Below are 22,141 nucleotides of genomic sequence, written 5' to 3' on the forward strand. Positions count from 1 at the left end.
TTCCATCGGCCGGAGAGAGAGTTCCGGCTGTCGAGCGCTGGCACTGTCGGGAAGACCCTTTTTGGTTTGGTTAACTTGCCCTGTGTGCGCCGGACCTAGCAGCGCCCGCGTCACCATCCGAATCCCACCAGCTGAATCCGTGACGAGTCGAAACAGAATCACGACAAGCGGCGGAACAATTCCGCCGCTTTCACCAACCAGTCAGGAAATCGCGTGGCTGAAAACGCCTGCGCGCAGCCTTAGCCCTTCAGCCGATCCGCATATTTCGCCATGAATTTCCGCATCTTGGGGCTGACAACCGCCGCGCAATAGGGATTTTTGTCACCGATTCGGTCGAAATATTCCTGGTGCTCGCCCTCCGCCACATACCAGGGGGCGGCCGGTTCCAGAGTCGTCACCACCGGATCGGCCCAATCCGCCTGCGCGCGGCCAATGGCCGCCTTCGCCTCCGCCTCCTGCTCGGGCGATTGCGGGAAGATCGCGCTGCGATACTGCGGCCCGATATCATTGCCCTGCCGGTTCAGCTGCGTCGGGTCATGCGTGGCCAGAAAGATGTCCAGCAGATCGCGATAGGGGATCACCACCGGGTCGAACTCGATCTTCACCGCCTCGGCATGGCCGGTGTCTCCGCCGCAAACCTGCTTGTAGCCGGGGTGCGCGACATGCCCGCCGGTATAGCCGCTCTCCACGCTGGCCACGCCGCGCAACCTGTCGAAGATCGCTTCCGTGCACCAGAAGCAGCCGCCGGCGAACACCGCCGTTTCAAGTTGCGCTGCATTGGGGGTGGAGGTGTTGGTCATCTGTCTCTCCCGGCTTTCGGCGAGGCGAAGATGGGGATGGCCTGCGCCTAGGGCAATGCCGCGCCCTTTCCGTGCGCCGATGCGGGCGGGTTCAATGTTGCCGACATGACTTTTTGGTTAACGTGCCGAAAACACCATTGCAGTTTGATTACGAACGCGCTCAATTAACCTTAATGAGTCGCCCGGCGGGGGCCGGACCGGCGCTCATAAACCTGTATTGTAACCATCAAGGGGGTACTTCGATGAAAATGAACGGGCGGACGTCCGCGCTCGCACTTGCGCTCCTGGCAGGTGCGAGCCTTGCCCTGCCGACGGCAGCACATGCCCAGCGCAAGGAAATCTCCGGCATTAGCAAGGGCCTCAGCTGGACAGCCAGCAACCTGATCGTCGGCGTCGACTCCACCGCGACCCTCGCGGGCGGCGGCAACCCGGCCTATTTCGCCAATGATCCCAAGTATAGCGGCGTCGCCACTCTGATCATGCAATATGATAACGGTGACGCCTACATCTGCACCGGAAGCCTCGCAGCCCGGAACAAGATCGTCACCGCCGGCCACTGCGTGTCGGATGGCTATGGCACCAAGGGTCCGGCCAAGGTGACGGCCTTCTTCACCGAAAATCCCGATCCCGATGCCGTTCGCTATGCCTATGACTCAGCAACCAACACCTTCAAGCCGACAGCAGGTGTGACCGCGGTCGAGGTGGGCTATATCCATGTGAACCCCGGCTACACCGGCGAAGTGATCGATCAGAACGACATCGCGGTTCTCACGCTGAAGAAAGACGCGCCCGCCTACGCCAAAATCTATGATTTCTATTACGACGACGACCTGCAGTATCAGACGTTCAACGTCGTCGGGAACGGTCGCCGCTCGGACGTTGGCGGCGATGTCGGGGCCAATCTGGGCACCGGCCGGATGCGCCAGGGCGAGAATATCTATGACTATGCCCTTGGCGACCCGATCTGGGGCGGCTTCTGGGACGGCTTCTTCGGCGAAGCCGACGTCACCCACAGCTGGCTCAGCGATTTCGACAATTTCAGCCCGGTGATTATCGGCGGCAACCTGTACGTCGGCAATGATCAGGGCTGCATCGTCGGAATCGTGCTGACCGACACATTGTTCGGCTGCACCCCCATGACCGGCCTCGAAGTCGGCGTGGCTGGCGGCGATTCCGGCGGACCAGGCTTTCTCAATGGCAAGATCGCCTCGGTGAATTCCTATGGCCTGACGTTCGGCTCCGAACTCGGGGACATCGACGATGAGCTGAACAGCAGCTTCGGCGAATATTCGGGCTATGTCCCTGTCTATGCCCACAAGGATTGGCTGAAGAGCGTCGTGCCCGAGCCTGCCACATGGGCGATGATGATCACCGGCTTCGGGCTGGTGGGCACCATGATGCGCCGCCGTCGCAGCGCGCTGGCCGCCTGAGCCACCAAGGCGGTTCACTAAGGCGGCGGGGGGATTCCCCTCCCCTCGCCAGCGGAAAAGCCGGCCCATCGCGGGCCGGCTTTTCTGTTTCCGGCCCCGCCCGGCTAGGGTGGAAAAGTTGTTCAGTCCGATATCCACACGGTCGAACGCCACCGTTCGGAAAGCGTCTTTCGCGAGGCCGCGCAAAGGCGCATGTAGCCCGGCCCATGGCAACTCTCCCCAATCTTTCGATCATCGAATCCGGCACCGACGGCGCACAGCGGCTGCCCTTCAATATCGAGGCCGAAAAGGCCCTGCTCGGCGCGCTGCTCGTCGAAAACCGGCTGCTGGAGGAAATCACCCTGCATCTGCGCGATGAACATTTCTACGAGCCACTGCACGGCCGCATCTTCGCGCAGATCCGCCGGCTCGCCGATCTGAACATGGTCGCCAATCCCATCACCCTGCGTCCGCTGTTCGAAACCGATCCCGCGCTCGCCGAACTGGGCGGCGCCGCCTATCTGCTGCGGCTGACGGAAGACCCGACCGTGGTGATCGCCGCGCGGGACTGCGCCCAGCAGACCTATGATCTGGCGCTGCTGCGCGCGCTGGTGCTGGTAGGCACCGATCTCGTCCATTCCGCGACAGACACCAGCGCCGAAGTCGCCCCGATGAAGCAGATCGAAGCCGCCGAGGAAGCCCTCTACAAGGTCGCGGAATCGGGCGAAGTCGCCGGCGCCACCGTCGATTTCGCGGGCGCTGCCCGCAAAGCGGTGGACATGGCCGCCAAGGCGATGAAATCCGGCGGCCACCTCTCGGGCCTCACCACCGGGCTCAACGGCCTCAACAACAAGATCGGCGGCCTGCACAATTCCGACCTTCTGATCCTCGCCGGCCGCCCCGCCATGGGGAAAACCGCGCTCGCCACCAACATCGCCTTCTCCACCGCGCTGCGCTACAAGCAGGACCAGCGCGACGGCGTTTCGCAAAGCTCGGGCGCGCCCGTCGCCTTCTTCAGCCTCGAAATGTCCTCCGATCAGCTGGCCAACCGGATTCTCGCCGAACAAAGCCGGATCAGCTCGGAAAACCTGCGCATGGGCAAGATCAACCAGTCCGAATTCAACGAACTCGCCCGCGCGGCCGAGGAATTGTTCGATCTGCCGCTCTACATCGACGACACGCCCGCCCTCTCCATCGCCGCCATGCGCGCCCGCGCCCGCCGCCTGAAGCGGCAGAAGAAAATCGGCCTGATCGTCGTCGACTATCTGCAACTGCTGCAAGGCACCGCGAAAAACGCCTCGGAAAACCGCGTCAACGAAATCTCCGAAATCACCCGCGGCCTGAAAACGCTGGCCAAGGAACTGGACATCCCCGTCATCGCCCTCTCCCAGCTCTCTCGCCAGGTGGAAAACCGCGAAGATAAGCGCCCCCAACTCTCAGACCTGCGCGAATCCGGCTCCATCGAGCAAGACGCCGACATCGTGCTCTTCGTGTTCCGCGAAGAATATTACCACGAATCCAAAAAGCCCGAAGACGGCAGCGAGAAGTTCCAGCAATGGCTGGAAAAAGCAGACCGCCTGCGCGGCCGCGCCGAAGTGATCGTCGCCAAGCAACGCCATGGCGCCACCGGCACCGTGCCGCTGATCTTCGAACGCGAATTCACCCGCTTCGGAGACCCGGCCGACGGGGATTGGGTGCCCGACAGTTACGAGTAAGCGGGGTGCTGGTGGCGCAGTGTTTGCGCCTCTGGCGGCCGATGGCATTGCGCTTGGAACACGCCTGCATTTTTGCCTCCGGCGGGCAGGGAAATGATTTCCCTGCACCCTCAAAATTGGCGTTGCGGCCCAACTCCAATATCATTCGAGCGATCAGATCGATTGCCTGCGGCGCTCCGCAACTCTCTCCCCCTGCAAGGGGGAGAGTACGAGAGGGGGTGTCACCGGTTGGCCTGATCACAACATCCCCACCAACCACCACCGTCACCCCAACCCACCCTCCAACCCGCTCAGGCTGAGCTTGTCGAAGCCCCCGACGCGAGAGCGCAACGGCTGAGCCCGGGGTTATGCCACATGGGGCTTCGACAAGCTCAGCCTGAGCGGGGGGAGGGCGGGACATCAGCTAAAAAGCGCCGCAGGCAGTAACTCCCAACCTCACGCCAAGCGGATGGCCCCCACCCCAACCCCTCCCCTAAAGGAGGAGGGGCTTTTAAAAACGTCGGGGGTGCAGGGGCGTCACGCCCCTGCCGGGTGGACGGCAGAGCCCTCCCCGCCGGAGGCGAACTGCGCGCTCTCTCCACCCACGCCCCTCACATTTCCGCCCAACCCCGATCTTCCCCCTCGCCCCCGCACGGGAACCGCCCTAAGGCAGCGCGATGGACTTCAATTCCGACAATGCCGCCGGCGTGCATCCCGCCGTTTTGGAAGCTGTTGCCGCCGTCTCCGGCGCTCATCCGCGCGGGTATGACGCGGATGACTGGTCGGCGCGGCTGGATGGCGCGTTCAGCACCTTGTTCGGAACCCCGGTGCGGGCGTTTGCGGTGCCCAGCGGCACGGCGGCCAACGCGCTGGGGCTTGCGGCCTGCGTGCCGACCTATGGTGGTGTGTGGTGCCATAACGAGGCGCATATCGAGGTGGACGAAGCGGGCGCGGTGGGTTTCTACACCGCGGGTGCGACGCTGATGCTGGTGCCCTCGCCCAATGGCAAGCTCACGGTGGAGGCGCTGGATGCGGCGGCCGCCAGGCGGCGCGGCGATGTGCATCAGGTGCAGCCCGCCGCGCTCAGCCTCACGCAGGCGACGGAGGCGGGCACCGTTTACACGCCCGATGAAGTGGCAAACCTCAGCGGCTGGGCGAAGGCGCGCGGGCTTGCGGTGCAGATGGATGGCGCGCGCTTCGCCAATGCGGTGGCGCATCTGGGCTGTTCCCCGGCCGATGTCACATGGAAGGCGGGCGTCGATATCCTCTCGTTCGGCTGCATCAAGAATGGTGGCATGTCGGCCGAAGCCCTGCTGTTTTTTCGGCCCGATCTGGCGGAAAGCCTGCCGGTGCGCCGCAAGCGCGCCGGGCTGATGCCTTCGAAGGGCCGCTTCGCTGCCGCGCAACTGCTGGCGATGATCGAAGGCGGCGTCTGGCTGGAGAACGCCCGTGCCTCCAATGGCGCGGCGCAGACGATCGCCGCTGCCGTGCCGGATCGGCTGCTGGTGCCGGTGCAGGCGAACGAGCTGTTCCTGCGGCTGACGCCTGCCGAGCGCGACACGCTGCGGGCGCAGGGCTTCAGCTTTTACGATTGGGAATTGTCCGGCCCGGATGCCGCGCGCTTCGTCGTGCGCTGGGATCAGGAGCCTCAGGTGATCGCCGCGCTGGCCGCCGCGCTGCGGGCGCTGTGAGCCCGCGCACCATCCTGCAATTCGCGGCCGTCACCCTGATCTGGGGGACGACGTGGATCGTCATCAAGTTCCAGCTGGGCCATGTGAACCCCAGCTGGTCTGTCAGCTATCGCTTCCTCACCGGCGGGCTGGCGCTGCTGGCGTGGTGCCTGATCCGGGGGCTGCCGCTCAGGGTGCCGCGCACGGCCTTGCCCTTTCTGGCCCTGTTCGCGCTGTTCCAGTTCGTGATGAATTTCAACTTCGTCTATCGCTCGGAACTCTATATCCCGTCTGGCATCCCGGCGGTCGCCTTCGCGCTGCTGATGGTGCCCAACGCCATTCTCGCATGGCTGTTTCTGGGCCGCCGCATCAGCCGCCGCTTCGCGCTAGGCTCTGCGCTGGGCATTTTGGGCGTCGCCATGCTGTTCGCGCAGCAGCTTTCACTGCCCGGAGACAAGGCAAAGACGGCGCTCGGCCTGTCTCTGGTGATCGCGGGAATTCTCTCTGCCAGCATCGCCAACGTCATGCAGGCCAGCCCCCGCGCGCTCACCTTCCCGGCGATCGCCGGGCTGGGCTGGGCCATGCTGATGGGGGCGGCGATGAACGCCCTGTTCGCCTTCGCCGTCGCCGGGCCGCCGCAGTTCGATCCGCAGCCCGGCTACTGGCTGGGCTTCCTCTATCTTGGGGTGTTCGCCAGCGCCGTCGCCTTCGCGCTTTATTTCGATCTGATCCGGCAGATGGGCCCGGCCGAAGCGGCATGGACCAGCGTGCTGGTGCCCATCATCGCCATGGCCATCACCACCGTGATGGAAGGCTATCGCTGGACCCCACTGGCCGCAGCAGGCGTCGTTGTGGCGCTGACGGGGCTGGTGGTGGCGCTCAGGCAACCCGCCAAACGCGTTCAGGCATAGTTGCCGCGCACATACATCAGCGGGTGCCGTTCGCCGGCAGAGCGAAAACTGTCGATCCGGCCCAGCAGCAGCTGGTGATCGCCCGCATCGATATCGTTCACCAGCGCGCAGGCGAAATTCGCGCAGGCCCCTTCCAGCAACAGGATGCCGGATTCCGATTCCACCCATTCGCCATGGGAAAAACGATCCACCCCTCGCTGCGCGAACCGGTCCGCCACCTCGCGCTGCGCGTGCGACAGCACGGAAACCCCGAACAGCCCGCTGTGGCGGATCGCCGGCAAGGTGGAGACATTCTTGCCCGGGCACACCAGCAGCAGCGGCGGATCCAGCGACACGGAGGTGAAGCTGTTGGCGGTGAAACCCACCGGGCTTCCGTCCTCGTCGAAACTGGTCACGATGGTGACGCCGGTTGCGAAGCAGCCAAAGGCGTCTCTGAGCGCGCGATGATCGGTCATGCCCCGGCCTAGTGCGGCCGGGGCATGCAAGACAAGTGCTACAGGCGCTCGATTTTTTGAGCGGCTTCGTCGATCAGCGCCGCCACGTCCAGCAGCGCGGCCTTGTCCGCGCCGCCCTCGCGCAGCTTCGCCTGCAGCACGGCGGCCAGATTGGCCATCGCCCGCCGCACCGGCGTCGGATCGACCCCCGCCGCCTCGGCCAGCGCCTTCAGCCGCGCCATCGCCGCCTCCGCCGCTTCGGCATGGGCCACCAGATAGGCCTCGCCATCCGGCGTAATCGCGAAGCTGCGCCGCGTGCTGTCCCCCTCTGCCTGCGCGATCAGGCCCATTTCGGCCAGCATGCTCAGCATCGGATAGATGACGCCGGGGCTGGGGGCATAATTGCCGCCGCTCAGCTCGTCCATGGCGCGGATGATGTCATAGCCATGGCGCGGTTCCTCCGCGATCAGCTTCAGCACCACCAGACGCAGCGCCTCCGCATCGAAGCGGCGACGACGCCCGCCATGACGCCCGCCCGGGCCACCAAACGGCCCGCCATGGCCCCGGCCGCCCTCGCTGAATCGGCCAAAACCGAAACCGCCCCCGAACCGCCCGCCAAACTCACGGGCAAACCCACGGCCGCCGCAACGACGGCCCTCATGATGTGTGAAATGCATGGAATATCCTTTCATGAGGAGCCATATCGCATCATGTCTGGATATTTTCAAGATATATCTTAAAAGTGTTTTAGATAAAAATGAGGGGGCTTTGCCCCCTCAAACTCCCCCAGCAGGGACATGATGTCCCTGCACCCTCAACATTGGCGTCGTGCGGAAGCTCCAGCGGCGCGCGAGTGATCAGATTCGATTGCCTGCGGCGCGACGCGGCTCTCTCTCCCCGCCGGGGAGAGAGGTGGAGAGAGGGGAGCAACGCCGGGCCTGATCCACCAACCTTCCCACACCCACAACAGTCACCCCGGACTTGATCCGGGGTCCAGCTTTTCTGCTCCAGCGTTGCCGAAGAACAGCTGGACCCCGGATCAAGTCCGGGGTGACGTGGGGAGAGGTCGGTGGAACACACCCCCAAAAGCGCCGCAGGCAATAAGCTCCCATCCTCAACCTCCAGCCTCGCGCCGGGCTGATGGCCCCCACCCCAACCCCTCCCCTCGAAGCGAAGCTGACGCGAAGCGTCAACGGGAGGCGCTAAAAACTCCGGGGGTGCAGGGGCGTCACGCCCCTGCCGGGGGAGTTTGAGGGGGCAGAGCCTCCTCAACTCTGACCTCTCCGCAAAATAGCCGGGCCCCGGGTCTGGTCTGCGGGCACGCTGCGGGTGTCAGATAACGCCCCCCACCAAACCCCTATTTCCCGGTAAACTGCGCCGGGCGCTTCTGCAGGAACGCCATCACACCTTCCGCGAAATCGGCACTCCGCCCCGCCAGCATCTGGTTGCGGCGTTCCACCATCAGCCCTTCGGTCAGGCTCTTGTCCATGCAATCGCGGATGCCGGTGCGGATCAGCGTCAGCGCCTTTGTCGGCCCGCCCGCCAGCTTCTTCGCGATTTCATGCGTGCGGGCGGCCAGATCGGCGTCCTCCACAACCTCGGAAACCATGCCCCATTCATAGGCGAGATCGGCGGAAATGCGTTCGCCCAGCATCATCATGCGGGTGGCGCGCGCCCGGCCGATCATGCGCGGCAGCATCCATGTGGAGCCGACATCGGGCACCAGCCCGATGTTCACGAACGCCTGCAGGAAATAGGCCGACTTCGCAGCGACGATGATATCGCCTGCCAGCGCGTAAGAGCAGCCTGCCCCGGCGGCCGGGCCGTTCACGGCGGTGATGAAGGGCACCGGCAGCGCGAACAACCGCTCCATCAGCACGTTGAAATGGGTTTCCAGCACCTTCCCCGCGTCGATTGGCCCGCCCGTGCTCGGGCCACCGCCCGCCGTGCCGGGGGCCAGATCCGCACCGCTGGAAAAGCCCCGGCCCGCGCCCGTCAGCACGAGGCAGCGCGCGGAGGAAAGGCCGTCGCGCAACTGGTCCACCGCGTCGATCATTTCGCCGATCACATCGGTGTTCAGGCTGTTCAGCTTGTCGGGCCGGTTGATCGTCAGCGTGGCAACGCCGTCGGCTTCGGTCCAGGTGATATGCGCATAGGCCATTCGAAAAACCTCCCGTTCGGATAGGTGGAGGATGTAGCCCGGCAGCGGCCAGCGCCGCCGCTCGGCAAATGGCTAGGCAGGCGTCAGGTGCGCGCGGACACCATCAGGAAGGCGGGCACGCCTTCTTCGCCGAAGCCGGGGCCGATCGGCGGGCCGTCATCGCGATCCTGATAGCCGCGCGAACGGTCGCCGCGGTCCCGCCCGTCCCGTCGAGAGTCGTCGCGCCGGGGTTCGTCGCGGCGATTGTCCTGACGGCGCGGTTCGTCGCGGCGGCTCTCCTCGCGCGGGCCGCTGTCCCGGCGGGGTTCGTCCCGGCGTGATTCCGGGCGCCTGCGTTCGCGGCGGGGCTCCTCCACCCTTGCCTCGCGGGCGGGGGCTTCCTCCTGCCGCTTCGCCTCCGTCCGGCGGCCGTCGCGGCGACGGGGCGCGGCTTCGGCGCGCTCCTCCGCGTCCGGCGCAGCGGCCTGCCGCGCCATCGGCGCGCGGCGCGGGATGCTCTGGCCCGTCAGCTTTTCAATGTTGGCAATCGCCTCGGCGTCTTCGGCGGTGATCAGCGTGATCGCCACGCCCTTTTGCCCGGCGCGGCCGGTGCGGCCGATGCGGTGGACATAGTCATCCGGGTGCCAGGGCACATCGAAGTTGAACACATGGGACACGCCCTTCACGTCCAGCCCGCGCGCGGCGACGTCGGATGCGACCAGCAGGTTGATGTCGCCATCCTTGAAGCGGTCCAGCTCGCGGATGCGGTCCGCTTGCTCCATATCGCCGTGAATCTGCCCCACCTTGAAGCCGTGCCGCTTCAGGCTGGCTGCCAGATCGCGCACCGTCGTCTTGCGGTTGCAGAAGATGATCCCGGCCTTCACATCGTCGTCAAGGATCAGCTGCCGCAGCACGTCGCGCTTTTGCCGGCTTTCCGCGGGCATCAGCGATTGGGTGATATCCTTGTTGGTGGTGGCAGGCCGCGCCACTTCCACCATCTTCGGATTGGTCATGAAGCGGTCCGCCAGCTTCTTGATCGGCGGCGGCATGGTGGCGGAAAACAGCAACGTCTGCCGCTCCGCCTTGATGAGGGTGCAGATTTTCTCGACATCGGGGATGAACCCCATGTCCAGCATCCGGTCCGCCTCGTCGATCACCAGCACGTCCACGCCGGAGAGCAGAATCTTGCCGCGCGCATGCTGGTCCATCAGCCGCCCCGGCGTGGCGATCAGCACGTCCACGCCCTTTTCCAGCGCCTTGTCCTGATCGCCAAAGGCCACGCCACCGATCAACAGCGCCATGGAAAGCTTGTGATATTTGCCGTATTTCTCGAAATTCTCGGCCACCTGCGCGGCCAGTTCGCGCGTGGGTTCCAGGATCAGGCTGCGCGGCATGCGGGCGCGGCTGCGGCCTTCGGCCAGAATGTCGATCATCGGCAGCACGAAGCTCGCCGTCTTGCCGGTGCCGGTCTGCGCGACTCCGATCAGATCCTTGCCCATCAGAACCGGCGGAATGGCGGCCGCCTGAATGGCGGTCGGCTCGGAATAGCCGCTGTCGGCAACGGCTTTCAGCAGGGCATCCGACAGGTGCAGGTCTGAAAAGGGCAATTCAATTCCTTGGGAGGTATATTGGCGGGGGCAGATTGGCGCAGCATGTGCCAGCGCTGTGCGCAATAGCGCGCCGCGCTTCACAAGAAAAGGGCCGCGTCCGATCTTGCCGTCCCCAACGAAAAGAGGGGAGCGGACCAGCCGCTCCCCTCCCCTCGCTTGCGGGCGGTATGCCCGCCCGTCCTCCCCGCAAAGCTAGAAGCGGAAACCTGCCGTCAGACCGTAACGGCGGGGTTCCAGCGTGAAGATGTTGGTAAAATTCCCCGAGGATTGGTCGGTGGAATACAGCCCGGTGATGGCGCTGTTGTCGGTGATGTTCTGGATGAAGGCGCGGACGAACCAGCGGTCATTCTGCCCGTTCAACTGCACCTGCGCGTTCATCACCAGATAGGAGGGGATGCTGGTGCGGGTGGAGTTGAAGATGCTGCCATAGCTGTCCCCGGTGAAGGCGAAATCCCAGCGCGGCACGATCGTCATCCCGTTGGACAGATCCTGCGTCCATTGCACGCCACCGGCAATCTTGAACTCAGGTGCTTGCGGCAGCCTGTTGCCCTTGATGTTGTTTTCCACGCCCGGGCTGAGCACGGCGACACCATTGGCCGTGGCCGTCGCGGCCAGCACAGAGCAGATGCTGAACGCCCCGGTCGCGCCGTTGATGCCGCTGTCTGTCGGGAAGGCGGTTGGCCCGCGCAGCCCCAGCTGCGTGTTCACCGCCGTGACATAGCCATTGGTCAGCGCCGCGCCGCCCGCGCCGGTGGGCACGACGGCGCAATTGGCTCCGTTCGTCAGATCCTTCACGATCACCGCATCGGAACGGCCACCCGACGGATCGAACGGATCGGCCAGATATTTGTCGGAACTGACTTCGGTGTGCAGGTAGGACAGGCTGAGGTTCACCGTGAGCGGCGGGATCGGGTTGACGATACCTTCCACTTCCAGCCCCCAGATATTGGCGTCCACATTGTCGTTCACCGGTGTGCGGGCGACGATCCGGCTCAGCTGCAACGCCTTGTATTTATAGTAAAAGGCCGTTGCGTTCAGCTGGATCGTGCCATCGGCGAAGCGGTTCTTCGAACCAATTTCGAAGGCGTCGATGAACTCCGGCTCGAAGCCGTCCGGCACCGCGAAGATCGGCTGCAGCGGCGGGTTGATCCCGCCCGATTTGTAACCGCGCGAGTAGGACGCATAGAGCAGATTGTCGTCGGTGATCTTATAGTCGACGACGAAGCGGCCCGTGAATTCATCGAACGACACGCTGCGTTCCGCCCAGGGCTGGATGCCCGGCGTGCTGGGATCGGCATCCCAGCCTGCCATGAACGGAGAATCGAAGGCGTTGTCCAGCCCGAAGGGAACCGCAAAGCTCGCCAGCGTGGAGCGGGCGCGCAGGCTCTTCTTGTCGTTGTTGTAGCGCAGGCCGACGGTGAACTTCAGCGAGTCGGTCGCCTGGAAATAGGCTTCGCCGAAGATGCCATAGCTCTTCAGACGCATGTCCTGCGTGTTGTTGCGGAAGAAGGGCGTGCCCAGATAAATGTTGCCCAGCGCCGGGGTGCCCACGGCGGTCGCGGCACCCAGAACGCCCGAGAGATAGTCGATCCCGAAGGAGTTCACATAATAGCTGTTCTCCTTCATCTTCATGTCGTTGAAGATGGCGCCCAGCAGGAAGTTGAACTTCCCGTCGAAATCGCTGGAGACGATGCCTTCAACCGTCCACGCCTTCAGATACTGGTTGGAACGGTCGAAATCCTGCGGGGTGGACGAGCAATATTTATGCCCGCCAAAAGCCCCCGTCCCGGTTTCTTCCGCCAGCGAGGTGCAAAGCTCTCCGGAAGGGCCGTTCGGGAACAGCGCGGCCAGCATCGGGCGGAACTGCGGCAGCACCGTCGCCAGCCCGTGCAGGTTGTTGATGCCGGTCTGGTAAATGGCGCGGTTCTGCACCGACAGGCTGTAATCCTGCGAGCTGTCCACCGAGTTTTCCTGGAACTGGCCTGACAGCTTGGCCTTCACCGGGCCGAAATCATGCTCGATCTTGGCCTGAACCTGGATTTCCTCGGCTTTGTAGGTCGGTGCGAAGTCCGTATACACCTTGCGCGGATCGGCCGGGTTCTGCCCGCCCGTATTCGCATCCGGCCCATAGATGCTGCCAAGTCCGACAGTGGAGAGCGTGGGGCCGAACGCCGCACCGCCCTGAATGCGCAGGAATTCCCGCGAGGTCAGCGTGCCGACGAAGGTGGAGTTGGAATTGGTCAGCCCATATTCGCGCCGCCCGGGCAGACAGCCCAGCACGCCTGTCGGGTCGCGCTGGCACATCTGCTTCTGGATGCGCATCCGGTTGTCGTCTTCCTTGAACCAGTAGCCCATCACATCGACGGTGGTGTCAGACGTCGGCTCCCAGCGCAGCGAGCCGCGCAGCGCGAACATGTCGCGGCCATCATAATGATCGCCGTTGAAGACATTTTCCGTATAGCCGTCGCGCTTCAGGTAGAAACCGGCCGCGCGGGCGGCGAAATTCTCACCAAGCGGCACGTTGACCATGCCTTGCAGGCGGATTTCGTTGAAATTGCCATAGCTGGCCTCGCCGCTCGCCTTGAATTCGCGCGGATCGGGCTTTGCCGTCACGAAGTTGACCACGCCGGATGTGGCGTTACGGCCGAACAGCGTGCCCTGCGGGCCGCGCAGCACTTCCACCCGTTCCAGATCGAAATATTCCGTTTCGAACAGGCGGGTTGCGAACAGCGGCAGATCGTTCAGGTGGATGGCGGTGGCGCTGTCGCACGACACGCCCACGCACAGATCGCCCACGCCGCGAATGGTGAAGCTGGAGCCGGTGAAATTGCCCTTCGAGAAGGTGATGTTGGGCAGCGTCAGCTGGAGCTGGGTGGCGTTGTTGATTTGCTTTTCCGTCAACGCCTCGGCGGAAAAGGCCGACACCGCGATCGGCACATCCTGCAGGCTCTGCGCCTGCCGCTGTGCGGTGACGATAATATCCTCCACGCCGGACGACGCGGTCTGCGCCTGCGCCGCGCTTAACACACCGATCAATCCATGAACCGAAACGGCAGACACGAGCACGGCGCGAAGCGCCAGCTTGCTGGTCTTCATAATCGAACCTCCCCAACTCCCACCGGCGCGTTTTCGCGGCCGATTTCCCACCAGACGCGTTTCGCGTCTGACCGAGCCTGGCGAGGCATACGGAACCACCACTTGCGACCGCCACGGCGCGAACCGTGGATCTCCCTGGCCGTGTGGCTTTTCTCCCGCCGGTCCTCCCCAGGCCGACGTTGGTATTGAAACAGCAGCACTCGGGCTTGTCCAGCCGTGCAAGGGGCTTTTCGCCCCTCACGAAAATGAGGACATGACCTTGTCTCTATTCGGCAACACACTGATGGGGCGCGGGTTAACCACGAATGGCCCCGTGCGCCTGTTTTCCAGCGATCAACCGCCCCATATCAGCGGCGGCGAACGGGCTTCATTTCGCTGATCGTGCTCACCCGACAGGCCCCGCCGGCCCTGCTCATCACCCGGTCTGTCCCGGCGCAGAATTTGCCCGGCACACGCGGCTGGTAATAAAAGCCGCCATAGTAACTGAGCTGCGGGCATTGCTGCGCCAGCGTCAGCCGCCAGCGCTTGCCGCCGCGCATCGTCACATCCACCGTCCGCGCATCCACCACGATGGCACCGGCTATGTTGGCCGTGTCGAAACAGCCCGTGCGGCTGGTTCGGGCAGGCACCCAATGTTCGACGGCGGCGGAAGGCGGCATCGGCCGCACCGGCACCACCCCCACCTGCGCCCCGGCCGGTTGCGCGAAGCAGCAGCCCGCCGCAATGGCGGCAAGCAGGCGCAATCCTCCCGCACGGGGGCGCTTCACAGGAGTGTCTCGACGCAGCACGACATGAGGCAGCGCCATGTCTGGCGCGGCTTGAACCGGCTGTGAACCCCCCGTTTTGCCGCATCGCCCCTCAGTTGGCGGGTTTCACGAACTTCAGCGTCATGCGGTCGCTTTCGCCGATTGCCGCATAGGTCGCCTTGTCCGTATCGCCCATCGCGTAGGTGGGCGGCAGCGTCCACACGCCCTTGGGGTGATCGGCCTTGTCTTTGGGGTTGGCATTCACCTCGCTGCTGCCGACATATTTGAACCCGGCCGCCTCGGCCAGCCGGATCACCTCGCTCTGTTTCACATAGCCGGTGCGGCGGCTCTCCTCCGTATCGGGCCGGTCTTCCGGCATCCGATGTTCCACCACGCCCAGCACGCCGCCGGGCTTCAGCGCGCCGTAAAAGGCCTTAAAGGCATCTGCCGCGAAATCCGCCATCAGCCAGTTGTGCACATTGCGGAAGGTCAGCACCATGTCGGCAGAGCCGGGCGCGGCAAGGTTGGTTTCAATGCCCTTGCCGAAGCTCGTCACCGCGACATTGCCGTAAAGTTCCGGGTTCGCCTTCAGCTTCTCGATAAAGCTGGCGCGCTGCCGCAGTGCGTTGGGCGATCCCATCGGGTTGTTGTGCGCGGCGACATAGCGCCCCTTGGCGGCCAGCACCGGCCCCAGAATCTCGCTGTACCAGCCGCCGCCGGGCGTCACTTCCACCACTGTCATCTCCGGGCGCAGGCCGAAAAACAGCAGCGTTTCCTTGGGATGGCGATATGGGTCGCGCGCGCGGTTCGCCTCGCTGCGCTGCGGCCCGGCCAGCGCCGCGTCGATCTTCGCAGCCGTTGCGGCTTCTGCCTTTGTCTGCGCGGCAGAGGGCGTCATCGCCGTCACCGCCAGAACCGCCGCGACCAGAGTGCGCATCATCCTCTTTCTCCCATCCCATTTCACCCGCACGGCGGGGCTTGTCAGCCTCATAGGCAATCCCCAGTTAGCCGCCAAGACAATGGGCTGGACATTCTCTCTTGTGGCCACCGGCGCGGCGTTGTTTTCGCTGTTGCTGGCGGGCTGGATGCAGGCGCGGCGCGGTATCGGCCGCTTCTCGCTGGTGCCTTGGGATTATGTGATGATCGTCTCCGCGCTGCTGTTGCTGGGCCTGTTGGCGCACCTCGCCATCCTCTGGCGCGACGGCTGGCCGGCCTGATCCCACTCAGTCCAGAAAGAAGTCGATCGTCGTGACAACGCGCACCTTCTGATAGGGCGTGTCGGTGCCGATCCCGGTTTCGCCGTCGCGGCCGGTGATGGAAAACAGCCCCTGCGTCGCCTGCCGGATGCCGCCCACCCTGGTGTCGCTGTCGCGCGCGAACTGGTCGGCGGCTTCCCGCGCGCTCTTGGTTGCCTCCGCGATCATCGCGGGCTTCACATCGTTCAGCTTGGTGAAGCTATAGGTCACGCCGCCGCCGCCATCGCTGTCCAGCGCGACACCCTTGCGGATCACCTCTGCCTGATTGGCGAAGGCCTTTTCCATGCGGGCGATATCGGTGGTGCGGGCCAGAATGCGCTGGCGGATGGTGATGTTCAGCCGCCCGGCCGAATTGTCCATATACTGGCTGACGGAGGAGCCGCGCGGCTGGATTTCCGCAGGCGTGAAGCCATTGGCAGACAGGAAGGCGTGCACGGCCGCCGCATCGGCATCCGCCCGCGCCTGAACCGTGCCCAGATCGCTGCCGTTCGCCTGCGTGGCGATCACCCATGTGGCAAGATCGGCCTGCACATCGCGTTCGGCCACGCCGCGCACCGTCACCACCGCATTGCCCTTGCGGATATCCGCCAGCCCGCCGGATACGAACAGCCCCGCCAGCGCCAGACCGGCCCCGATCAGCGCGCCCGAAACCACCGTGGAATTCGTCCAGTCCATCACCCGCTCCTGCCTCGTTGCCCATGCAGCGCGCTTCGGGCTTGCAGTCAAGCCGCTTCCGGCGGGGTGGCGGGCGGCCTATGAAGCATGCGCATCTCCGATTCCCATTCGCAGGACAGCCCGATGAAATATCTGCACACGATGATCCGCGTTTCCGATCCCGATGAAACCATCCGCTTCTTCAACCTGCTGGGCCTCAGGGAAATCCGCCGGATGGAGAATGAAGCAGGCCGCTTCACGCTGATCTTCCTCGCCGCCCCCGGAGACGAATCGGCGCAGATCGAACTCACCCACAATTGCGGCGAAACCGGCTATGCCGGCGGCCGCAATTTCGGCCATGTCGCCTATGCGGTGGAGAATATTTACGAAAGCTGTCAGCGTCTTGCAGACGCCGGAGTGACGATCAACCGCCCCCCGAGGGACGGCAACATGGCATTCGTGCGCACGCCGGATGGTATTTCGGTTGAGCTGCTACAAATGGGCCCAGCACTCCCGCCTGCGGAACCATGGGCTTCCGCGCCGAATATTGGCAGCTGGTAAGATCAGCGACCATCTTGCTTTTTGGTTAATATTTCGCTTATCTTCCGCCGTCGCTCGGCGGAGGGACCGCGGTGCGGTTACTAGAGGGGGCACATTATGAAAATCGGACAAACTCTTTGCGCCTTCGGGCTTCTCGCCACGACATCGGCCGCCTCGGCGCAGGCCGATGTGATCGTTACGCAGGATTATCTGAAGATGGGCTGGGAACAGGTTTCCACGCTCGTCCCCTATGGCGATCTCAACCTCGCCAGCGACAAGGGTGTCGCCACCCTGCGGGAGCGGGTGAAGGCCGAAGCGCGGAAGATCTGCGGCAAATCCGATGGAACCGCCAAGAATACGGCGAACACCAGCACCTGCTATGATTCGGTGATCGCCTCGGCGGAACCGCAGATCGTGAAGCTCGCCACAGACGCCAAAGCGCGCTGATTCGCACAGGATCGGGCAGGCCGAACCGCCAGTATCATGGCGGCCGCTTCTGCTTTCGGGTAGAATGGTCGCTATGGTACAGGAGAGCACACAGGCAGCATCGGCGGTGATCGCCCGGCCGATCCGGATTCCGGCGCTTTCGGACAACTACATCTGGCTGCTGCCCTATGCTGCGGGCCGCGCCGCCGTGATCGATCCGGCTGTGACGGAACCGGTGCTGGAAGCCGCCGCTGCCCATGGCCTGCAAATCACCCATATCCTGAACACCCATTGGCACCCCGATCATGTCGGTGGCAACGCCGCCATCAAGGCCGCAACCGGCTGCACCATCATCGGCCCGGCGCGGGAAGCGGCGCGCATCCCCGGCCTCGATCGCGCGGTGGATGAAGGCGATCAGGTGACACTCGGCGGGCTTGTGGCAGACGTGCTGTTCGTGGGCGCCCACACCGCCGGGCACATCGCCTATCATTTCCCCACCGCGCATCTGCTGTTCCCCGGCGACACGCTGTTCGCCATGGGCTGCGGCCGCCTGTTCGAAGGCAGCGCAGATGATATGTTCCGCGCGCTGGGCAAGCTCGCCCGGCTTCCGGCGGACACCGAAATCTATTGCGCGCATGAATATACCCTCTCCAACGCGCGCTTTGCCATCACCGCAGAGCCGGGCAATCAGGCGCTCGCCGCCCGGTTTGCCGCCGTTCAGGCAGCCCGTGCCAAAGGCTTGGCGACAGTTCCGTTCCGCCTGTCAGACGAACTGGAAACAAACCCCTTCGTCCGCGCCACCAGCGCAGACGAACTGGGCAAGAGGAGGACAGCGAAAGATGCGTTCTGACCAATTGCTGATCGCCACCGGCCTGCTGCTCGCCACGGCAAGCGCCTTCGCGGCGAAACCGCCCATCACCGATCCGGCCACGCTGAAAACCACTGGAGACGCGCGCAACTGCATCTCCAACATGCCGCAGGTTTCCACCACGCCGGCGGGATCCTCGGTGCTGATGTTCCAATCCGGCAGCCGCTGGTATCGCAACGACCTGCGCAGCAGCTGCCCGGCGCTGCGAGACGACCGGGTGCTGGTGTTCCGAAACGTGCAGGGCAGCCAATATTGCGCGCTGGACCAGTTCGACGTGGTGGAACCGGCAGGCCGCATGAACCTGGGTTCCTGCGCGCTGGGCAAATTCACGCCGGTGGAGGTGCCGAAAGGCACGCGATTTAAGTAAGGCTGTGCCAGTAAGGCGCGCTGTCGTTGAGGGGGCGCTGCCCCCTCAAACTCCCCCGTCCCCACCCCATGAACAAGTTCATGGGGACCCCGGGCAAGGGCGTGACGCCGCTCGTACCCCCGGACTTTTTTCTTAGCCCCTCCCTGCAGGGGAGGGGTTGGGGTGGGGGCTATCCGCTTGGCGCGAGGTTAAAGGTTATAGCCTGCGGCGCTTTTTAGCTGATGTCCCGCCCTCCCCCCGCTCAGGCTGAGCTTGTCGAAGCCCCATGTGGCATAACCCCGGGCTCAGCCGTTGCGCTCTCGCCTCGGGGGCTTCGACAAGCTCAGCCTGAGCGGGTTGGGGGGTGGGTTGGGGTGGCGGTGGGTTTGTGGGGATGTTGCGGACCAAGACCGGCGTTGACACCCCCTCTCCATCTCTCCCCCTTGCAGGGGGAGAGCGCTTCGTAGCGCCGCAGGCAATCGAATCTGATCATGACCACGACGTTGGAGTGAGGGCACAACGCCAAGTTAGAGGGTGCAGGGAAATCATTTCCCTGCCGGGTGGCGGGCAGAGCCCGCCCCGCCGGAGGCAACACCCCTCCCTCAGCGCAAAACCCCGGCCCTACCCCTGCCAGCTCAGCACCGGCTGCCGCGCCGCCCGGGTTTCGTCCAGCCGGCTGCGCGGGGCGTAGTGCGGGGCGGTGGCGAAGCGTTCGCCTTCGCCGTTGGTGGCGGCGGTGGCGATGGCGCGCATGGCGGTGATGAACTGGTCCAGCCGCGCCTTGCTTTCGGTTTCGGTGGGTTCGATCAGCATCGCGCCGTGGACGACCAGCGGGAAATACATGGTCATCGGGTGGAAGCCTTCGTCGATCAGCGCTTTCGCCATGTCGATGGTGGTGAGGCCGGTGTCTTTCAGGAAGCTGTCGTCGAACAGGGCTTCGTGCATGCAGGGGCCGGTGCCGCCGAAGGGGGCGGTCATCAGATCGTCGAGGCTGCGCAGCAGGTAGTTGGCGTTCAGCACCGCGTCTTCAGACACCTGCCGCAGCCCGTCTGCCCCGTGCGAGAGGATGTAGGCGAGCGCGCGAACGAACATGCCCATCTGTCCGTGGAAGGCGGAGAGGCGGCCGAAGCTCTGGCCATGATCCTCGGCGGAGGCGCTTTCTTCCTCCACCAGATGGAAGCGGCCCTCCTGCTCCACCACGAACGGCAGCGGCGCGAAAGGGGCGAGCGCTTCGGAGAACACCACCGGGCCGGAGCCGGGGCCGCCGCCGCCGTGCGGGGTGCTGAAGGTCTTGTGCAGGTTGATGTGCATGGCGTCCACGCCGAGATCGCCGGGGCGGACGCGGCCGACGATGGCGTTGAAGTTTGCCCCGTCGCAATAGACATAGGCCCCGGCGGCGTTGACGGCATCGGCGATGCGCTTCAGGTCCGGCTCGAACAGGCCGCAGGTGTTGGGGTTGGTGATCATCACCGCGGCGACGTCCGGGCCGAGGCGGGCCAGCAGCGCATCGGTATCCACCCGGCCGCGCGCGTTGGCGGGGATGCTTTCCACGCTGTAGCCACAAAAGGCAGCCGTGGCCGGGTTGGTGCCGTGGGCGGATTCGGGTACCAGCACCACGGCGCGGGCATCGCCCTTCGCTTCATGCGCGGCGCGGATCGCCAGCATGCCGCACAATTCGCCATGCGCGCCGGCCTTGGGCGTCATGGCGACGGCGGGCATATTGGTCAGCGTTTTCAGCCATTCCGCGAGGCTGTGGATCAGTTCCAGCGCGCCCTGCACGCTGTCTTGCGGTTGCAGCGGGTGCACGTCCGCGAAGCCCGGCAGCCGCGCCATCTTCTCGTTCAGGCGCGGGTTGTGCTTCATGGTGCAGCTGCCCAGCGGGAAGAAGCCCAGATCGATGCCGTAATTCTGGCGGGAAAGGCGGGTGTAGTGGCGCACCGCCTCCCCTTCGGCGAGGCCGGGCAGGCCAATGGCGGCTTCGCGGGTGAGGCCGCCAAGTCGGGAGGCGTGGGCGGGCGCGTCTTCAAGATCGACGCCGGTCACATCCGTGGAGCCGATCTCGAAGATCAGCGGTTCTTCCAGCATCAGCGCGCGATTGCCCGTCACGGTGGGGGCAGCATCGGCGCTGGCGGCGGCGGGGGCGGAGGGGCGGCCCTGCATGTTCATGCTCATTTCGAAACCACTTCGGTCAGCGCGCGCACCAGCGCATCGATATCGGCAGGCGAAACCGTTTCGGTTGCCGTGATCAGCAAGACATTGGCCAGATCCGGCAAATCGGGCCAGAGCCGTTCGGCACTGACGCCGCCAAGAACGCCCATTTCCGCCATGTCCCGCACGGCAGCCCTTGCGGGCACCGGCAGTTGCACCGCGAACTCGTTGAAGAAGCGCTCCGTCAGCAGCTTCACCCCCGGAATGGCGGAGACGCGCTCGGCTGTTTCGCAAGCCCGCGCATGGTTCAGCGCCGCAAGTTGGCGCAGCCCCTTTTCCCCCAGCAAGGTCATGTGAATGCTGAAGGCAAGGCTCATCAGCCCGGAGTTGGTGCAGATGTTGGACGTCGCCTTTTCGCGGCGGATATGCTGTTCGCGGGTGGAGAGCGTCAGCACGAAGCCGCGCCGCCCGTCTGCATCCACGGTTTCCCCGCACAGCCGCCCCGGCATCTGCCGCACATGCTTCGAATTGCAGGCGAACAATCCCAGATGCGGGCCGCCGAACTGCAACCCCACGCCCAGAGACTGGCCCTCGCCCACCACGATGTCCGCGCCCATCTCGCCGGGGGATTTGATCAGGCCAAGAGAAACAACTTCGGTCACAACGACGATCAGCAGCGCGCCTTTGGCGTGGCAAGCCGCAGCCAGTTCCGTCAGGTCTGCGACATGGCCGAAGCAATCCGGGTTCTGCACGATTACGGCGGAGGTCTGATCGTCGATCTGAGCGATCACATCGGCCAGATCCTCGGTCGGCGGGGTGCAGCAGATGGTGGGCACGCCCATCACCAGTTCGTCGCCGGTGAAGTGGCACAGCGTTTCCGCCGCGCGCAGATATTGCGGGTGAACGCCGCAGGAAATCACCGTTTTCGGCCGCTTGGTGATGCGGCGGGCCATGAAAATGGCCTCCGTCATCGCGGTGGAGCCGTCATACATGGAGGCGTTCGCCACCTCCATGCCCAGCAGCCGGGCCACCTGAGTCTGGAACTCGAACAGATATTGCAGCGTGCCCTGCGCGATTTCCGGCTGATAGGGGGTGTAGCTCGTCAGGAATTCGCCGCGCTGGATCAGATGATCCACGCTCGCAGGCACATGGTGGCGATAGGCCCCCGCGCCCAGAAAGAAGGGGTAGGCCCCAGCGGCCATATTCTTCGCGGCCATGCGGGTCAGCTCGCGCTCCACCAGCATTTCCGGCTGATGATTGGGCAGGCCGGGGATCGGCCCCGCCAGTCGCGCGCCCGCGGGCACGTCCACGAACAGATCGTCGATGGACGCCGCACCCACCTTGGCGAGCATCGCCGCCCGGTCATCCGGCGTGAGGGGAAGATAGCGCATGC

19 protein-coding genes and 2 pseudogenes are annotated in these 22,141 nt (G+C 64.6%); 10 read left to right on the forward strand and 11 right to left on the reverse strand.

What is annotated here, in order from left to right; translation table 11 throughout:
• Nucleotides 1–239: 239 nt before the first annotated feature.
• The gene (gene msrA, locus FJQ54_RS08585) at nt 240–800 is read right to left on the reverse strand and encodes a peptide-methionine (S)-S-oxide reductase MsrA (protein WP_140928009.1); all 561 of its coding nucleotides are present in this window, start codon (nt 798–800) and stop codon (nt 240–242) included.
• Nucleotides 801–1,279: 479 nt separating this feature from the next.
• Here msrA and FJQ54_RS18100 point away from each other — a divergent pair.
• From FJQ54_RS18100 to FJQ54_RS08605, 5 genes and pseudogenes are all read left to right on the forward strand, one after another.
• Nucleotides 1,280–1,657: pseudogene (locus tag FJQ54_RS18100) on the forward strand (trypsin-like serine protease); the annotation flags it as partial.
• Nucleotides 1,658–2,131: 474 nt separating this feature from the next.
• Nucleotides 2,132–2,230 (forward strand): annotated as a pseudogene (locus FJQ54_RS18105) (PEPxxWA-CTERM sorting domain-containing protein); the annotation flags it as partial.
• Nucleotides 2,231–2,436: 206 nt separating this feature from the next.
• A complete protein-coding gene (locus FJQ54_RS08595; protein ID WP_140928010.1) occupies nt 2,437–3,924 on the forward strand; it encodes a replicative DNA helicase in 1,488 nt (495 codons plus the stop codon).
• A 656-nt stretch (nt 3,925–4,580) separates the two neighbouring features.
• Nucleotides 4,581–5,594 (forward strand): threonine aldolase family protein, encoded by a 1,014-nt coding sequence (locus FJQ54_RS08600; RefSeq protein WP_140928011.1) that lies wholly within the window; start codon nt 4,581–4,583, stop codon nt 5,592–5,594.
• Nucleotides 5,591–6,484: a DMT family transporter gene (locus FJQ54_RS08605; protein WP_140928012.1), complete on the forward strand. Its 894-nt coding sequence runs from the start codon at nt 5,591–5,593 to the stop codon at nt 6,482–6,484. Before FJQ54_RS08600 ends, FJQ54_RS08605 begins: the two co-directional genes overlap by 4 nt.
• On the opposite strand, the gene FJQ54_RS08610 is transcribed toward FJQ54_RS08605, so the two are convergent.
• From FJQ54_RS08610 to FJQ54_RS08640, 7 genes are all read right to left on the reverse strand, one after another.
• Nucleotides 6,475–6,939, reverse strand: a complete 465-nt coding sequence (locus FJQ54_RS08610; RefSeq protein WP_140928013.1) for a flavin reductase family protein — start codon at nt 6,937–6,939, stop codon at nt 6,475–6,477. The two genes, FJQ54_RS08605 and FJQ54_RS08610, sit on opposite strands and share 10 nt — an antisense overlap.
• Before the next feature lie 38 nt (nt 6,940–6,977).
• A complete protein-coding gene (locus FJQ54_RS08615) occupies nt 6,978–7,595 on the reverse strand; it encodes a PadR family transcriptional regulator (protein ID WP_140928014.1) in 618 nt (205 codons plus the stop codon).
• A gap of 680 nt (nt 7,596–8,275) precedes the next feature.
• Complete coding sequence (locus FJQ54_RS08620) at nt 8,276–9,079, reverse strand: enoyl-CoA hydratase-related protein (RefSeq protein WP_140928015.1); 804 nt, start codon at nt 9,077–9,079, stop codon at nt 8,276–8,278.
• 83 nt (nt 9,080–9,162) lie between these two features.
• On the reverse strand, nt 9,163–10,665 hold the full coding sequence (locus FJQ54_RS08625; protein WP_140928016.1) for a DEAD/DEAH box helicase: 1,503 nt from the start codon (nt 10,663–10,665) through the stop codon (nt 9,163–9,165).
• A gap of 195 nt (nt 10,666–10,860) precedes the next feature.
• Nucleotides 10,861–13,764 (reverse strand): TonB-dependent receptor, encoded by a 2,904-nt coding sequence (locus tag FJQ54_RS08630; protein WP_140928017.1) that lies wholly within the window; start codon nt 13,762–13,764, stop codon nt 10,861–10,863.
• A 347-nt stretch (nt 13,765–14,111) separates the two neighbouring features.
• Complete coding sequence (locus FJQ54_RS08635) at nt 14,112–14,507, reverse strand: hypothetical protein (protein WP_140928018.1); 396 nt, start codon at nt 14,505–14,507, stop codon at nt 14,112–14,114.
• 115 nt (nt 14,508–14,622) lie between these two features.
• Nucleotides 14,623–15,447 (reverse strand): class I SAM-dependent methyltransferase, encoded by an 825-nt coding sequence (locus FJQ54_RS08640; RefSeq protein ID WP_140928035.1) that lies wholly within the window; start codon nt 15,445–15,447, stop codon nt 14,623–14,625.
• A gap of 82 nt (nt 15,448–15,529) precedes the next feature.
• Between FJQ54_RS08640 and FJQ54_RS08645 the strand changes: the two genes are divergently transcribed.
• Complete coding sequence (locus FJQ54_RS08645; protein ID WP_140928019.1) at nt 15,530–15,727, forward strand: hypothetical protein; 198 nt, start codon at nt 15,530–15,532, stop codon at nt 15,725–15,727.
• Nucleotides 15,728–15,733: 6 nt separating this feature from the next.
• Here the strand turns inward: FJQ54_RS08645 and FJQ54_RS08650 are convergent, their stop codons facing one another.
• Nucleotides 15,734–16,441 (reverse strand): SIMPL domain-containing protein, encoded by a 708-nt coding sequence (locus tag FJQ54_RS08650; protein ID WP_140928020.1) that lies wholly within the window; start codon nt 16,439–16,441, stop codon nt 15,734–15,736.
• Nucleotides 16,442–16,564: 123 nt separating this feature from the next.
• Between FJQ54_RS08650 and FJQ54_RS08655 the strand changes: the two genes are divergently transcribed.
• The 4 genes from FJQ54_RS08655 (at nt 16,565) to FJQ54_RS08670 (ending at nt 18,621) form a co-directional block, all read left to right on the forward strand.
• Nucleotides 16,565–16,981: a VOC family protein gene (locus FJQ54_RS08655; protein WP_140928021.1), complete on the forward strand. Its 417-nt coding sequence runs from the start codon at nt 16,565–16,567 to the stop codon at nt 16,979–16,981.
• 96 nt (nt 16,982–17,077) lie between these two features.
• Entirely contained in the window at nt 17,078–17,407 is a 330-nt protein-coding gene (locus tag FJQ54_RS08660; protein WP_140928022.1) for a UrcA family protein, read from the forward strand.
• A 73-nt stretch (nt 17,408–17,480) separates the two neighbouring features.
• Nucleotides 17,481–18,236: a hydroxyacylglutathione hydrolase gene (gene gloB, locus FJQ54_RS08665; RefSeq protein ID WP_140928023.1), complete on the forward strand. Its 756-nt coding sequence runs from the start codon at nt 17,481–17,483 to the stop codon at nt 18,234–18,236.
• Nucleotides 18,226–18,621, forward strand: a complete 396-nt coding sequence (locus tag FJQ54_RS08670) for a hypothetical protein (protein ID WP_140928024.1) — start codon at nt 18,226–18,228, stop codon at nt 18,619–18,621. The genes gloB and FJQ54_RS08670 overlap by 11 nt, the downstream gene beginning before the upstream one ends.
• Before the next feature lie 600 nt (nt 18,622–19,221).
• Here the strand turns inward: FJQ54_RS08670 and gcvPB are convergent.
• Complete coding sequence (gene gcvPB / locus FJQ54_RS08675; RefSeq protein WP_140928025.1) at nt 19,222–20,772, reverse strand: aminomethyl-transferring glycine dehydrogenase subunit GcvPB; 1,551 nt, start codon at nt 20,770–20,772, stop codon at nt 19,222–19,224.
• Entirely contained in the window at nt 20,769–22,139 is a 1,371-nt protein-coding gene (gene gcvPA, locus FJQ54_RS08680; protein ID WP_140928026.1) for an aminomethyl-transferring glycine dehydrogenase subunit GcvPA, read from the reverse strand. The genes gcvPB and gcvPA overlap by 4 nt, the downstream gene beginning before the upstream one ends.
• Nucleotides 22,140–22,141 lie beyond the last annotated feature (2 nt).

This window comes from Sandaracinobacter neustonicus (genome assembly GCF_006385875.1).
In the GTDB taxonomy this organism is placed as follows: domain Bacteria; phylum Pseudomonadota; class Alphaproteobacteria; order Sphingomonadales; family Sphingomonadaceae; genus Sandaracinobacteroides; species Sandaracinobacteroides neustonicus.